Source organism: Roseovarius salis (assembly GCF_044472985.1).
In the GTDB taxonomy this organism is placed as follows: Bacteria; Pseudomonadota; Alphaproteobacteria; order Rhodobacterales; family Rhodobacteraceae; genus Roseovarius; species Roseovarius salis.
Genome location: NZ_JBISDG010000012.1, coordinates 12792 through 27074 on the forward strand (window position 1 = coordinate 12792; position 14283 = coordinate 27074).

Sequence of the window (14283 nt, forward strand, 5' to 3'; positions counted from 1 at the left end):
GCAGGGTGGCCAGATTGCCCGCCCCTTGGCAGACGTGGCTTGACAGGCCGGGTCGGCTCCGCAATCGTATCTTTACCAAATGGTAAAAAAGCCAACACCGCAAGAGGGGCGCCGCGTTTGCGCGATCCGCGCGACTCGGGCACCCTGAAAGCTATCCAAGGGGAGGTGACGTGATGGCGGCACCCGGCGAGAATCTCAAGATCGACGGCGACCGGCTGTGGGACAGCATCATGGAAATGGCCAAGATCGGCCCGGGCGTCGCCGGTGGAAACAACCGGCAGACACTGACCGACGAGGATGCCCAGGGCCGGGCGCTGTTCAGCAAATGGTGCGAGGACGCGGGGCTGTCAATGGGCCTCGACCAGATGGGCAACATGTTCGCCCGGCGCGAGGGCACCGATCCCGACGCGCTGCCGGTCTATGTGGGCTCGCACCTCGACACCCAGCCAACGGGCGGCAAGTATGACGGAATCCTGGGCGTGCTGGGCGGGCTGGAGATAATCCGCACGCTGAACGATCTGGGCATCCGGACGAAGCACCCCATCGTGGTGACCAACTGGACCAATGAGGAAGGCACGCGCTTTGCGCCCCCGATGCTGTCCTCGGGCGTATTCGCCGGGATGCACACCCAGGAGTGGGCCTATGACCGGGTCGATGCGGAGGGCAAGCGGTTCGGCGACGAGCTGGAGCGCATCGGCTGGCGCGGCGAGGAAGAGGTCGGGGCGCGGCCGATGCACGCCTTCTTCGAGCTGCACATCGAGCAGGGCCCGATCCTCGAGGCGGAGGGCAAGGACGTGGGCGTGGTCACCCATGGGCAGGGCCTGAGCTGGACGCAGGTCACCATAACCGGCAAGGAAAGCCACACAGGTTCGACGCCGATGTACATGCGCAGGAATGCCGGCCTCGGCATGGCGCGCGTGCTGGAAAAGGTGGACGAGATCGCGTGGTCCCACAAGCCCCATGCCGTCGGCGCGTCGGGCCATATCGATGTCTACCCCAACTCGCGCAACGTGATCCCGGGCAAGGCGGTGTTCACGATCGATTTCCGCTCACCCGAGCTGGAGGTGATCGAGGACATGGAAAACCGCCTGCGCAAGGAGGCGCAGGCGATCTGCGACGAGATGGGGCTGGAGGTGGCGTTCGAGAAAGTCGGCGGCTTCGACCCGGTGAAATTCGACGAGGGCTGCGTGACGGCCGTCCGCAACGCCGCCGAAAGGCTGGGCTACAGCCACATGAACCTCATTTCCGGGGCGGGGCACGACGCCTGCTGGATCAACCGCGTGGCCCCCACGGCGATGGTGATGTGTCCCTGCGTCGACGGGCTGAGCCACAACGAGGCCGAGGAAATCTCGAAGGACTGGGCCACCGCGGGGGCGGACGTGCTGATGCACGCGGTCGTGGAGACGGCGGAGATCGTGGAATAGGGGGCTCTGCCCCCGTCGCACAAGTGCGACTCCCCCGGGATATTTCCGGCCAGAAGACGCCGGGGCGAGGGAGCGACAAACAGGGAGAAAGCACATGACCACCAAAGTCATCAAGAACGGCACCGTCTGCACGGCGGACCGGACATGGAAGGCCGACGTCCTGATCGAGGACGAGAAGATCAAGCAGGTCGGCGAGGACCTGAAGGGCGATGAATACATCGACGCAGAGGGTGCCTATGTCATCCCCGGCGGGATCGACCCGCATACCCACATGGAGATGCCCTTCATGGGCACCACCGCCGCCGAGACCTTCGAGACGGGCACATGGGCCGCGGCCTGCGGCGGAACCACGATGCTGGTGGATTTCTGCCTGCCCGGCGCGGATGGCAGCCTGAAGAACGCGATCAACGAGTGGCACCGCAAGTCCGCCCCGCAGATCTGCACCGACATCGGCTATCACATGGCGGTCACCGGCTGGAACGAGACCGTCTTCAACGAGATGAAGGACGCCGTGGAGATGGGCGTCAACTCGTTCAAGCATTTCATGGCCTACAAGGGCGCGCTGATGATCGAGGACGACGAGATGTTCGCGTCGTTCAAGCGCTGCAAGGAGCTGGGCGCGCTGCCGATGGTGCATGCCGAGAACGGCGATATCGTGGCCGACCTGCAGCAGCAGATGCTGGAGAAGGGCATCACCGGGCCGGAGGGGCACGCCTATTCCCGCCCCCCGGAGGTCGAGGGCGAGGCCGCCAACCGCGCGATCATGATCGCCGATGCCGCGGGCGTGCCGCTCTATATCGTGCATGTGAGCTGCGAACAGGCGCACGAGGCCATCCGCCGGGCGCGGCAGAAGGGGATGCGCGTGTACGGTGAGCCGCTGATACAGTTCCTGACACTCGACGAGTCGGAGTACTTCGACAAGGACTGGGACCATGCCGCGCGCCGGGTGATGAGCCCGCCCTTCCGCGACAAGGAAAACCAGGACGGCCTGTGGAACGGCCTCGCCGCCGGCAGCCTGCAGGTGGTGGCCACGGATCACGCCGCGTTCTCGACCGAGCAGAAGCGGATGGGGCTGGAGGATTTCACCAAGATTCCCAACGGCTCCAACGGGCTGGAGGAGCGCCTTTCGGTGCTCTGGACCAAGGGGGTGGAGACCGGGCGGCTGACCCCGAACGAATTCGTGGCCGCGACCTCGACCAACGTGGCCAAGATCCTCAACATCTATCCAAAGAAGGGCGCGATCGTGGAGGGGGCGGATGCCGACATCACGGTGTGGGATCCCGGCATCTCGCGCACGATCTCGGCCAGCAACCACCATTCCATCCTCGACTACAACGTGTTCGAGGGGTTCGAGGTGACGGCCAATGCCCGCTATACCATCTCGCGCGGCGAGGTGATCTGGGCCTGGGGCCAGAACTCGCAGCCGCAACCGGGCCGCGGCCGCTTCGTGCCGCGCCCGGCCTTCCCCTCGGCGCACAAGGCGCTGTCGAAGTGGAAGGAGCTGACGGCGCCCAAGCGCGTGGAACGCGATCCGCTGAACATTCCGGCAGGTATCTGAAACACCCGGCCACGCCCGGTGAACGGCGGGCGCGGCCCATTGACAATAATCAGCCAGCATGGGCGCAATAAGCCCGGGCAAGCGGGGGACGAGACTTGACGAGCGAGACAGTGATCAGCGCGCAGAACCTGTCGCTGACCTTCGAGACGAATGACGGGCCGGTGCATGCGCTCAAGGACGTGACGCTGGACGTCGAGAAAGGCGACTTCGTCTCTTTCATCGGGCCGTCGGGCTGCGGCAAGACGACGTTTCTGCGCTGCATGGCCGATCTGGAGCATCCCACGGGCGGCACGATCACCGTGAACGGCGTGAGCCCCGAGGAGGCGCGGCGTGCCCGCGCCTATGGCTACGTCTTTCAGGCGGCGGGGCTTTACCCCTGGCGCACCATCGGGGGCAATATCCGCCTGCCACTGGAAATAATGGGCTATGGCAAGTCCGAACAGCAACGGCGCGTGGGCGAGGTGCTGGAACTGGTCGACCTGGCGGGATTCGAGAAGAAATACCCCTGGCAGCTTTCGGGCGGGATGCAGCAGCGCGCCTCGATCGCCCGGGCGCTGGCCTTCGACGCGGACATCCTGTTGATGGACGAACCCTTCGGCGCGCTGGACGAGATCGTGCGAGACCACCTCAACGAGCAGCTCCTGCAGCTATGGGACCGGACGCACAAAACGATCTGTTTCGTCACCCACTCGATCCCGGAGGCGGTTTACCTCTCCACCCGGATCGTCGTGATGTCGCCCCGCCCGGGCCGGATCACCGACGTGATCGAAAGCCCGCTGCCCAAGGAGCGCCCGCTGGACATCCGCGACACGCCCGAATTCCTGGAAGTGGCCCATCGCGTCCGCGAGGGCCTGCGCGCGGGGCACGGCTATGACGACTGAGCGCCGCCCGTTCCGGCCCGCCGCCACCGGCAGGGGGGACGCGTGATGCGTAACGCCCTGCCCGTTCTCACCGTCGTCGCCGTGATCGTCGTGATCTGGTACCTGGCGGCCATATGGATGAATTCCACCTGGGCGCTGCAAATGGCCGAAAGGCTGGGCCGCGAGATGAGCTTTCCCGATCTCGTGGTCGCCACGATGACGCAGGACCGGCCCGTGGTCGCCGCGCCGCACCAGGTGATCGCGACACTGTGGGATGGCGTGTTCGGTCACGCCGTGACCTCCAAGCGCAGCTTCGTCTACCACGGCTTCGTCACGCTGGAGGCCACGCTCTGGGGCTTCGCGCTCGGTATCGTGGTGGGCGTCGGTCTTGCCATCGCGATCGTGCACAGCCGCGCCGTCGACATGTCGGTGATGCCCTGGGCCGTCATCAGCCAGACGATCCCCATCGTCGCGCTGGCCCCGATGATCGTGGTCGTGGCCAATGCCGTGGGGGTCGAGGACCGGCTTGTGCCCAAGGCGATCATCTCGGCCTACCTGTCGTTCTTTCCCGTTCTGGTCAGCATGGTTTCCGGCCTGCGGTCGCCCAACAGCATGCAGCTCGACCTGCTCAAGACCTATGGCGCCAGCCGGTCGCAGGTGTTCTGGAAGTTGCGCCTGCCCGCCTCGCTGCCCTATTTCTTCGCCTCGCTCAAGGTCGCCATCGCGGCCAGCCTGATCGGCGCGATCGTGGGCGAGCTGCCCACGGGCGCGATCAACGGGCTGGGCGCGCGCATGCTGATCGGCAGCCAGTTCGGCCAGCCGCTCATCATGTGGGCCGCTCTGTTTGCCGCAGCGATCCTGGCCGGCATCCTGATCATCATCGTCGGCGCGATCCAGCGCGCCGCCGACCGGCGCATGGGGGTGGCCCGATGATCCAGGTGGCACTGGCAATCCTGATCTGGCTGGTGGCGTGGTGGGCCAATGTGCGGCTGGCCGAAAGCGGCACGCGGGGCGCGCGCTATGCCGTGCCGGTCATCTTTGGCCTCACCGTCCTGGTAATGTGGGAGCTGATCGTGCGCGGGCTGGAGGTCAGCCCGGTGATCCTGCCCGCCCCGACCGCCATCGCCGACCGCTTCGCGGCAAGCCTCGGCACGCTCTGGGTCGATTTCGTCCAGACCGTGGTGAAGGGCGCCTTCACCGGCTACGCAATGGGCTGCACGGCGGCGGTGCTGGCGGCAATCGCCATCGACCGCTCGCCCTTCCTGACGCGCGGCCTGCTGCCGGTGGGCAATTTCGTGGCCGCCCTGCCGATCATCGGCGTCGCGCCAATCATGGTGATGTGGTTCGGCTTCGACTGGCAATCCAAGGCGGCGGTCGTGGTGGTGATGGTCTTCTTTCCCATGCTCGTGAACACGGTGGCCGGGCTGCGCGATACCGACAGCATGCAGCGCGACCTGATGCGCACCTATGGCGCGAGCTACTGGCAGACGCTCCTGAAGCTGCGCCTGCCCGCGGCGATGCCCTTCATCTTCAACGGGCTCAAGATCGCCACGACGCTGGCGCTGATCGGCGCCATCGTCGCGGAGTTCTTCGGCTCGCCCATCAAGGGCATGGGCTTCCGCATCTCGACCTCGGTCGGCCAGCTGGCCATCGACATGGTCTGGGCCGAGATCGTCGTTGCCGCCCTCGCAGGCTCGCTGTTCTACGGCGGGGTTGCGCTGATCGAGAAAGCGGTGACATTCTGGCACCCATCACAAAGGGGCCGGGCATAACAAGACAACTGGCACCAACAAGGGAGACTGACATGAAGACACTCGCCAAGACAATCGGCCTCGCCACCGCCGGACTATGGGCCGGCATGGCGCAGGCGGCAGACGATCTGACCCTGCAACTCAAATGGGTCACGCAGGCCCAGTTCGCCGGCTATTACGTGGCCAAGGACAAGGGATTCTACGAGGAAGAGAACCTCGACGTCACGATCAAGCCGGGCGGTCCGGACATTGCGCCGACGCAGGTGATCGCCGGCGGTGGCGCGGACGTCACGGTGGAATGGATGCCCGCGGCGCTGTCGGCGCGCGAAAAGGGCCTGCCGCTGGTCAACATCGCCCAGCCCTTCAAGCGCTCGGGCATGATGCTGACCTGCCTGAAATCCACCGGCATCGAAAGCCCCGAGGATTTCCCCGGCCGCACGCTCGGCGTGTGGTTCTTCGGGAATGAATACCCGTTCCTCAGCTGGATGAGCCAGCTCGGTATCCCGACCGATGGGGGCGAGGATGGCGTCGAGGTGCTCAAGCAGGGCTTCAACGTCGACCCACTGTTGCAGGGGCAGGCCGACTGCATCTCGACCATGACCTATAACGAGTACTGGCAGGTGATCGACGCGGGCATCAAGCCCGAGGAACTGATTACCTTCAAGTACGAGGATCAGGGCGTCGCCACGCTTGAAGATGGTCTGTACGTCCACGAGGACATGCTCGACGATCCCGAGGAAGTGGACAAGTTGGCGCGTTTCGTCAGGGCCTCCATGAAGGGATGGAAATGGGCCGAGGAGAACCCCGACGAGGCGGCGATGATCGTGCTCGAAAACGACGCGACCGGCGCCCAGACCGAGAAGCACCAGAAACGGATGATGCGCGAGATCGCCAAGCTGACCGAAGGCTCTAACGGCGAGCTGGACCCGGCCGATTTCGAGCGCACGGTCGACTCCCTGCTGTCGGGCGGCTCCGACCCGGTCATTACCGAACATCCCGGAGACGCGGCCTGGACGCACGAGGTCACGGACAAGGCCCTGAACTGACACCGGACCGCACGGCGGTTGTCATGGGCCCGGGCGGCAATGCCCGGGCCCTTTTCGTTTCACACAGTCACATGAAACCGCCACATTGCTGCCACATTGGCCGTAATGGGGGAATGCCGCCACAATCGGCACAAGATATTGGGTCAAAACATCAAGAAAAAAGCAGAAGGCGTTGAGAATAAAGGCTTTAATCTACACACTCGCTATGCTAGCATCTACGTAATCACAACGCGCCAGCCGGACACCGGCGGCATGAGGCAGACAAGAGCAGGTTCATGAGACGCCGGAGGAAACAGCCGGTCCGGTGGGGACTGTTGATGACGGCCGCCATCTGGATGCTGGTGGTGCTCCCGCTGAGCACGGCGGCGGCGCCCTATGCCGCGATGGTGATGGACGCGCGCACCGGCGAAATACTGCATTCGCGGAACGCCGACACGCGGTTGCATCCCGCTTCCCTGACAAAGATGATGACGCTCTATGTCGTGTTCGAGGCCGTCGAGAACGGCGAGATCGATCTCGATACCCGTGTCAAGATTTCCCGCCATGCCGCCAGTGAACCGCCCAGCAAGCTGGGTCTGCGGGCGGGGCAGCGGATACGGCTGCGCTATCTCATCCGCGCGGCGGCGGTGAAATCCGCCAATGACGCGGCCACCGCGCTGGCCGAGGCCATCGAGGGGTCCGAGGCGCGTTTTGCAAGGCGGATGAACCGCACCGCCAAGGCCCTTGGCATGACGCGCACCACTTTCAAGAACGCTCATGGCCTGACCGAAAGCGGACATCTGTCCACCGCGCGGGACATGACGATCCTCGGGCGGCACCTGTTCTATGACTATCCCGATTATTACAACCTGTTCTCGCGCATTACCGCGGATGCGGGGCTGCGGACGGTGTATCACACCAATCGCAAGCTGCTGCGCAGCTACCAGGGGGCAGACGGGATCAAGACGGGGTATACCCGCGCCGCCGGCTTCAATCTGACCGCCAGCGCCCGGCGTGGCGGCGAACGGGTGATCGCCACGGTGTTCGGTGGCCGCTCGACCGCCTCTCGCAACGCGAAGGTTGCCGAACTGCTCGATCTCGGCTTTCGCCGCGCCCCGACCCGCGTGGCGCTGAATCCGCCGTCACGCCCGCCCTACATGGGCAAGGTGGACGGGCACAGCGTGCCGGGTGGCTTCGGCAAGCGTGAACGCATGGAAACCGCCGCGGCCGTGACCCGAAGCCTGCGCCCGCGGCCCCGCCCCGGATCGGAAAGGCAGGCCGAAACGGTCACGATCGCCACCAAGGAAGATATCGACAAGGCAGTCATGGCCGCGGCGCAATCCTCAAAAGGGTCCGCGGATGCCACGCAGCCCGTGCCGGAGATCACGCCCGCGGCCCGGCCGACCGACCTTGCCGCGCTGGAGACACGGGATGGGACAGACGATGGCGCGAACAAGACCGTGGTGGAGCGCATATCGACCTCTGGCGGGCGCCACTGGGGCATCACGGTGGGCCGATACCCAAGCCAGTACAAGGCCCGCAAGGTTCTGTTGCAGGTTGCGCTCAACGAGATGTCCACGCTTGACGGATCGCTGCGCAAGGTGCGCAAACGTACCGGCGGCTATGACGCGAATTTCATGGGGCTGAGCCGCGAGACCGCGGAACTCGCCTGTCGTCGGCTTCAGGCCAAGCAGATCACCTGTTTCATGATCGAGCCGTCCGGCTGAACCGGGGGCACCGGGCCCGCATCGGCGCATGCCCCGACGCAGATACGCGACAGCCGGCCCGGCATGACCCGCCGGGTTGACCCGCGGCGAGAGGGGCTGTTAGCCGAGGGTGCGTTCATTCTTTCAAGAAAAGGGCTTTGCATGACGCTCAACGGCGCTCGGATTCCCTTGGCTTCTCTGCTGGCCTTCACGGCATTCATGATGGCGCCCGACGCCGCGACGGCCGCCCCCAAACCATGCAGTCCGGTGGTCGACGCGCCGCGCAGCGGCAGCACGGTGCCGCAGGATTTCCCCATCCGTATCCTGCCCGGTGATTTCTCTGATTGCCGCATAGACGAGGTGCGCTACGCGATCGTCGAGATCCGCGAGGGGAGAGCAAACAGGACCGTGCATTTCCACAAGGCGGACTGTTGCGATTTCATGCAGACCGGCAAGCCCGTGCTGGAACGGCGTGCCCCGGCGCGGAAAATCGAACCCGGCACCTACTACGTTGTTCAGGCCCAATTCGTCGATCGCACGCTGAAGGTCTTTGGCGGGCTGGATCATATTCGCGCCGAGTTGGGGCCTATCGCGGTCGTTCCGGTGACGACCGAAAAGAGCGACATGCGCACCCGGCGGCACGGGGATGAATCCACCGGACCCGACGCGATGGTCTTTGCGCTGGACATGGCCGGCCGCTTCGGCCACGGGCGGGGCGCGTCTGTGGCACAGGCAAGGAAAACCGCCCTCGATTTCTGCGGTGCAGCCGCTTGCCGCATCGTATCGGAACCGACACGCAAGACATGCCACGCACTCGCCCAAAGGACGCGCGGGGGCTATTGGTGGGGCGTCGGCGCGGGCGGGACCAAGGCCACCGCCGAAGGCAATGCCCGCCGCTTCTGCCAGCAGGGTCACGGCGGCGACTGCGATGTGGTTTACAGCTATTGCAAATGAGCGGCCAACCCGGCCTCTACCAACTTGTGATCATGCTGGCCGGCGGGCCGGCGTTGATCATTCTCGGGGCGGTGCTGCGCGAACGGCGGCGGCGTGTGTTGCGCCGGGCCCGGACGACGACGGGAACCGTGATCGGCGGCGAGCTGCGAAAAATCGAGGACGGCTGTCAGCCGGTGGTGCGCTATCGCTACCGCGTGGACGGTCAGGACAGGATCGGAACGCGGGTGACGCCGCCGCCGGGTGCGGAAACGATCATGATGTGCCACCGCGCGCAGCGCCTCGTGGACGCGTATCCGGCCGGCACGCAGGTCACGGTGCACTTCCTGCCCGATGCGCCGGAAACGGCGTTTCTGCGGCGCGGTGGCAACTGGTTCTGGATGATCCCCGCGGGGCTGGGGGTGGCGCTGCTTGTCATCGCATGGCAGCGACTTTCGGGCGCCTGAGCCTTGCGCGCTACTGCTTGGGCTTGTCGTCGTACTCGTCGCTGAGAATGCGGCGCGCATTCCCCTCGGGGTCGTCATACTGGTCGGTTTTCACCGTCCATATGAAGAAGGCAAGCCCAAGCCCCCCCATGACGAGCGATATCGGGATCAGGTAGGCGAGAACGGTCAATGGATCACCTCAGCCGAAGCGCGTTGAGAGACACCGTAATGGAACTGGCCGACATGGCCAAGGCCGCGATCAGGGGCGTGGCGAGCCCGGCCACCGCCAGGGGAACGGCAATCACGTTGTAAACCGTGGCGATGCGGAAATTCTCGCGGATCCTGCGCGTGGCCGACCGGGCCGTGTCACAGGCCGCGGCAATCGGGGACAGGTCGCCGCCAAGCAGGACGATATCGCTGGCCACGCGCGCGGCATCAAGTGCAGAGGCGGGGGATATGGACACGTGTGCCGCTGCGAGCGCCCCCGTGTCGTTGAGCCCGTCCCCCACCATCAGCACGTGACGCCCCTCCTCGGCCATGGCCGAGATCCGGGCGACCTTGTCGGCGGGCAGCGCCTCGGCCATCCACCGATCGATTCCAAGCCGTGTGGCCAGCGCCTCCACCGCCGGCGTGGTGTCGCCGGAGATCAGGTAAACCTGCTTGCCCGCCGCCTTGAGTGCTGCCACGGCATCTTCCGCTCCGGTGCGCAGCCGGTCGACAAAGGTGACGGCCACGGGCGCATCATCGCCCCGGCGGAGATAGGCGGCGGTTTCGGGGCCGCCGCTTGCCCCGACCCAGGAGGCCCTGCCGAGGCGCACCTCCTGGCCGTTCCATGTCGCCTTGGTGCCGTAGCCCGGCACCTCGGTCACGTCATCGACCTGCGCGGCCGCGATACCGGCAGCGCGCGCCGCGCGCGTGATCGCCTGCGCGAGCGGGTGCGACGACCCTTGCGCCAGCGCAAGCGCCAGTTCCACGTCCTGCCGCGCCATCCGGTCCAGGTTGACGGGCTCCGGCACGCCCTCGGTCAGCGTTCCGGTCTTGTCGAACACGACCGTATCCACCTGCGCCAGCCGCTCCAGCGCGGTTTCGTGCTTGATCAGCATCCCCTTGCGGAACAGCCGCCCGCTCGCCGCCGTGGTCACCGCGGGCACGGCAAGACCGAGCGCACAGGGGCAGGTGATGATCAGCACCGCCGCCGCGATATTGAGCGCGGTGCGCAGGTCGAAGGTGTAGAGATACCACCCCAGGAAGGCCAACGCCGACAGGATGTGCACCCCCGGCGCATAGAGTTTCGCAGCCTTGTCCGCCAGCGATGTGTAACGCGAACGCCCCGACTCCGCGATCGCCACCAGATCGGCCATCCGGTGCAGCGAGGTGTCGGACCCTACCGCCATAGCCCGGATGGTCAGCGGCCCGGTAAGGTTCACCTCCCCCGCCGAAACCGGCTGTCCCTCGCCGGCAAAGACCGGCACCGTCTCGCCCGTCAGCAAGGAACGGTCGATCTCGGACGTGCCGTCGACGATCTCGCCGTCGACGGGCATCCTGCCCCCGGGCCGCACCAGCACGGTGTCGCCGGCCGCCAGCTCGGCCACGGCGACCGTTTCCTCGGCCCCGTCCCGTATGCGTATTGCGCGCGGCACCTCGAGCGCCGTCAGCTCCTCTGCCGCCGAGCGGGCAATCGACCGGGTGCGATGGTCAAGATACCGACCCGCCAACAGGAAAAAGGTAAGTGCCAGAGCCGCGTCGAAATAGGCGTGCTGGCCCGAAAGCGCCGTTTCCCACAGCGACGTGACGATCGCCAGGGCAATCGCCAGTGTGATCGGGACATCCATGTTGAGCTGACGGTTGCGCAGCGCGGCCCAGGCGTTGGCAAAAAACGGCTGCCCGGAAAAGGCGATCGCCGGCAGCGCGATGGCCGCCGATATCCAGTGAAACATATCCCGCGTCGCGTCGTCCGCGCCGGACCAGACCGAAACCGACAGCAGCATCACGTTCATCGACGCAAAGCCCGCCACGGCAAGGCGCATCAGCAAATTCCGCCCGGCCCGGTCCGTCGCCGTTGCGTTGACCGTCCCCGGGTCGAGTTCATGCGCCTCGTACCCCAGCCCCTCCACCAGCGCGCGCATCTGCTCGGCCGTGACCTCGGGCTCGGCCTCGATGCTGGCGCGCTTGAGCGTCAGGTTCACGCGGGCCGAATGCACCTGCGGATGGGCATCGAGCGCCTTTTCGATCTTGGAAATGCAGGCCGAGCAGTGGATGGTCGGCAGGCTGAGCAGGATCTGGGCGCCGTCCGGTTCCGGTGCCGCGGCAGATTCGGCCGCCGGCGCCGCGGCGCAGGCCGGGCAGGCCGAGGGGGTCTGGCGCAGCGAGGCTGTCATCGGCTCATTCCTTGATCAGGACGACGCGCTGCTCGAAGAGGGTGCCATCGCCGGCGATCGCCTCCATCCGGATATTCCAGTTGCCGTCGCCCAGGCTGACCGGCGCGACATATGCACTGCCATCGTAACGGAAATCGGGCGTGACGTCGTCTGCCACGTGGGTCGCCCGGCCAACCGTCGCATCGAGCTTTGCCACGCGCACGGGCGCGCCCGCCTCGTCGGTGATCGCGAGTGTCAGGACGCCGTCGGCATGATGCGCCCTGACATCCCAGCCGAGCGCCTCCTGCGCGGCCTTGCGTTCGTCGAAGGTCTGGCTGGCCACGTAGGAGTTTTTCACCTCCAGCCCCGGAAACGTGCGCACCGCCGACACTGCCAGAAAGACATTGACCGAGATGATCACGCCGAAGGCGGCGACGAACCCGATCAGGACATGCTTTCCGGTGATCTTGCGTTCCGCCATCAGTTGGCCTTTCCGTTGAATATGGTATCGCTATAGGCACGGTCGCCGTTCGAGATGTCCTCGACCCAGAGCCGGACATCCGACCTTTCTGCCTGCGCCGGGTCCGACCCCGGCGGCGCGATCAGGTAAACGCGTTGCAACAGTTGCTCGTTGGCCGGCACGCTGACCGTCTCATAGGGCGTGCCCTCCAGCTGTATGCGGATCGCCGGGTCGCCCTTGACGCTCAGACGGAACGGGCGCTGCTCGCCATGCTTGTTGCGCAGGCGCACCTCGTAGGTGTTTCGGACGGAGCCGTCGGCAAGCGTCACGTAGGTCGGGTTGCGCACCGGCGCCACCGTCATGTCGATCTCGGGCCGGATGAATAGCGCGACGAGCAGGCCAAGACCCACCAGCGACCACAGCGACGTGTATAGGATCGTGCGCGGGCGCAGGATATGTTTCCACACGGGGCGCGGCTCCTGCCCGGCGCGCTCGCGCTCCTCGTCGGTGAGGGCCATGTAGTCGATAAGACCCCGTGGCTTGCCGATCTTGGCCATGATGTCGTCACAGGCGTCTATGCACAGCGCGCAGGTTATGCATTCCAGCTGTTGGCCGTCACGGATATCGATGCCGACCGGGCACACGTTGACGCACGCCATGCAGTCGATGCAGTCGCCCTGCTCGGCACCGTTCTTGACCTCCTCGGAGTGCTTGCGCGGCTCGCCCCGCCATTCGCGATAGGCCACGGTGATGGTGTCCTCGTCCATCATCGCCGCCTGGATGCGCGGCCACGGGCAGGCGTAGATGCAGATCTGTTCCCGCGCGAAACCACCGAAAAAGAACGTCGTGCCGGTCAGGATGGCGACGGTGGTGTAAGCGACGGGATGCGCGTCCAACGTGAACAGGTCCACCAGCAAGGTGGGCGCGTCAGTGAAATAGAAAACCCACGCACCGCCCGTCGCCATCGCGATCAGCAGCCACACCGCCCATTTCGACAGACGCAGGCGTGCCTTGCGAAAGTCGAGCTTCTTTTGCCGATGCAGGCGCAGGCGCGCGTTGCGGTCGCCCTCGATCCAGCGTTCCACGAGGATGAAAAGGTCCGTCCACACGGTCTGAGGGCAGGCATAGCCGCACCAGACCCGCCCGAGCGCCGAGGTGAACAGGAACAGCCCCAGCCCCGCCATGACCAGCAGCCCGGCAACGAAATAGAACTCGTGCGGCCAGATCTCGATCCAGAAAAAGAAGAAACGCCGGTCGGCGAGGTCCACCAGCACGGCCTGGTCGGGCAGTTCCGGCCCGCGGTCCCACCGTATCCACGGGGTCAGGTAGTAGATCCCGAGGGTGACGATCATGATCACCCATTTGAGGTTGCGGAACTTGCCCGACACGCGCTTGGGAAAGACCGGCTCGCGGGCAGCGTACAGGCTTGGCGCGGGGTTTGGCTGGGTATCTGCCAAGGGGAATCACTCCATCGGGATGGAAAGTCTGTGTATCTTCTTCCAGTCAGGGCCAGTATGAACCTTGACCTGTGTCAAATTATGACTCTGCGACTGATCATTCACCCGCGGCAGGTTGTCTCGCCTTCCGCCGAAGCCAGGCAATGAAAGGCCTTGCGGGCGGGCGCAGCACCCCCGGGGCGGGTCACGATGTGAATACCCGTCGCATACCGCGTCGCGGCCATGATGTCCCGCGCCGTGCCGCGGAGATGATTCTTTGACGCCTCAGGCACCTGCCCTACCTCGGACCGCAACGCAAACACGACAGAG

13 protein-coding genes are annotated in these 14283 nt (G+C 65.6%); 9 read left to right on the forward strand and 4 right to left on the reverse strand.

Features of this window, described 5'->3' with window-relative positions; all coding sequences use genetic code 11:
- The first annotated feature begins 173 nt into the window (after window positions 1-173).
- The 9 genes from ACH13J_RS06490 to ACH13J_RS06530 all read left to right on the forward strand — a co-directional run bounded on the left by ACH13J_RS06490 (window position 174) and on the right by ACH13J_RS06530 (window position 9721).
- A complete protein-coding gene (locus tag ACH13J_RS06490) occupies window positions 174-1424 on the forward strand; it encodes an allantoate amidohydrolase (RefSeq protein WP_397542578.1) in 1251 nt (416 codons plus the stop codon).
- 94 nt (window positions 1425-1518) lie between these two features.
- Window positions 1519-2982 (forward strand): dihydropyrimidinase, encoded by a 1464-nt coding sequence (gene hydA, locus ACH13J_RS06495; protein ID WP_397542504.1) that lies wholly within the window; start codon window positions 1519-1521, stop codon window positions 2980-2982.
- Between the two features lie 95 nt (window positions 2983-3077).
- The gene (locus ACH13J_RS06500; RefSeq protein ID WP_397542505.1) at window positions 3078-3863 is read left to right on the forward strand and encodes an ATP-binding cassette domain-containing protein; all 786 of its coding nucleotides are present in this window, start codon (window positions 3078-3080) and stop codon (window positions 3861-3863) included.
- 45 nt (window positions 3864-3908) lie between these two features.
- Window positions 3909-4775, forward strand: a complete 867-nt coding sequence (locus ACH13J_RS06505) for an ABC transporter permease subunit (RefSeq protein WP_397542506.1) — start codon at window positions 3909-3911, stop codon at window positions 4773-4775.
- Window positions 4772-5614 carry an ABC transporter permease subunit gene (locus ACH13J_RS06510; RefSeq protein ID WP_397542507.1) on the forward strand — a complete coding sequence of 281 codons (843 nt, stop codon included), beginning with the start codon at window positions 4772-4774 and terminating at the stop codon, window positions 5612-5614. The genes ACH13J_RS06505 and ACH13J_RS06510 overlap by 4 nt, the downstream gene beginning before the upstream one ends.
- A 32-nt stretch (window positions 5615-5646) precedes the next feature.
- Entirely contained in the window at window positions 5647-6639 is a 993-nt protein-coding gene (locus ACH13J_RS06515; RefSeq protein ID WP_397542508.1) for an ABC transporter substrate-binding protein, read from the forward strand.
- Between the two features lie 275 nt (window positions 6640-6914).
- Window positions 6915-8345 carry a serine hydrolase gene (locus ACH13J_RS06520; RefSeq protein WP_397542509.1) on the forward strand — a complete coding sequence of 477 codons (1431 nt, stop codon included), beginning with the start codon at window positions 6915-6917 and terminating at the stop codon, window positions 8343-8345.
- Between the two features lie 141 nt (window positions 8346-8486).
- Window positions 8487-9278, forward strand: coding sequence for a DUF4189 domain-containing protein (locus ACH13J_RS06525; protein WP_397542510.1), 792 nt, complete (start codon window positions 8487-8489; stop codon window positions 9276-9278).
- Window positions 9275-9721 (forward strand): DUF3592 domain-containing protein, encoded by a 447-nt coding sequence (locus tag ACH13J_RS06530; protein ID WP_397542511.1) that lies wholly within the window; start codon window positions 9275-9277, stop codon window positions 9719-9721. The genes ACH13J_RS06525 and ACH13J_RS06530 overlap by 4 nt, the downstream gene beginning before the upstream one ends.
- 10 nt (window positions 9722-9731) lie before the next feature.
- Here the strand turns inward: ACH13J_RS06530 and ccoS are convergent, their stop codons facing one another.
- Genes ccoS through ccoG form a run of 4 tightly spaced genes read right to left on the reverse strand, consistent with a single transcriptional unit; the run spans window position 9732 to window position 13974 of the window.
- Window positions 9732-9890, reverse strand: coding sequence for a cbb3-type cytochrome oxidase assembly protein CcoS (gene ccoS / locus ACH13J_RS06535; RefSeq protein ID WP_397542512.1), 159 nt, complete (start codon window positions 9888-9890; stop codon window positions 9732-9734).
- A gap of 4 nt (window positions 9891-9894) precedes the next feature.
- Complete coding sequence (locus tag ACH13J_RS06540) at window positions 9895-12078, reverse strand: heavy metal translocating P-type ATPase (RefSeq protein ID WP_397542513.1); 2184 nt, start codon at window positions 12076-12078, stop codon at window positions 9895-9897.
- A gap of 4 nt (window positions 12079-12082) precedes the next feature.
- Complete coding sequence (locus ACH13J_RS06545) at window positions 12083-12538, reverse strand: FixH family protein (protein WP_397542514.1); 456 nt, start codon at window positions 12536-12538, stop codon at window positions 12083-12085.
- Window positions 12538-13974, reverse strand: coding sequence for a cytochrome c oxidase accessory protein CcoG (gene ccoG / locus ACH13J_RS06550; protein ID WP_397542515.1), 1437 nt, complete (start codon window positions 13972-13974; stop codon window positions 12538-12540). The genes ACH13J_RS06545 and ccoG overlap by 1 nt, the downstream gene beginning before the upstream one ends.
- Window positions 13975-14283 lie beyond the last annotated feature (309 nt).

What these genes read in the sequence shown, in the direction of transcription:
- ACH13J_RS06490 (WP_397542578.1), top strand. Translation starts at nt 174, where the DNA reads ATGGCGGCACCCGGCGAGAATCTCAAGATCGACGGCGACCGGCTGTGG.
- hydA (WP_397542504.1), top strand. Translation starts at nt 1,519, where the DNA reads ATGACCACCAAAGTCATCAAGAACGGCACCGTCTGCACGGCGGACCGG.
- ACH13J_RS06505 (WP_397542506.1), top strand. Translation starts at nt 3,909, where the DNA reads ATGCGTAACGCCCTGCCCGTTCTCACCGTCGTCGCCGTGATCGTCGTG.
- ACH13J_RS06510 (WP_397542507.1), top strand. Translation starts at nt 4,772, where the DNA reads ATGATCCAGGTGGCACTGGCAATCCTGATCTGGCTGGTGGCGTGGTGG.
- ACH13J_RS06515 (WP_397542508.1), top strand. Translation starts at nt 5,647, where the DNA reads ATGAAGACACTCGCCAAGACAATCGGCCTCGCCACCGCCGGACTATGG.
- ACH13J_RS06520 (WP_397542509.1), top strand. Translation starts at nt 6,915, where the DNA reads ATGAGACGCCGGAGGAAACAGCCGGTCCGGTGGGGACTGTTGATGACG.
- ACH13J_RS06525 (WP_397542510.1), top strand. Translation starts at nt 8,487, where the DNA reads ATGACGCTCAACGGCGCTCGGATTCCCTTGGCTTCTCTGCTGGCCTTC.
- ACH13J_RS06530 (WP_397542511.1), top strand. Translation starts at nt 9,275, where the DNA reads ATGAGCGGCCAACCCGGCCTCTACCAACTTGTGATCATGCTGGCCGGC.
- ACH13J_RS06540 (WP_397542513.1), bottom strand. Translation starts at nt 12,078, where the DNA reads ATGACAGCCTCGCTGCGCCAGACCCCCTCGGCCTGCCCGGCCTGCGCC.
- ACH13J_RS06545 (WP_397542514.1), bottom strand. Translation starts at nt 12,538, where the DNA reads ATGGCGGAACGCAAGATCACCGGAAAGCATGTCCTGATCGGGTTCGTC.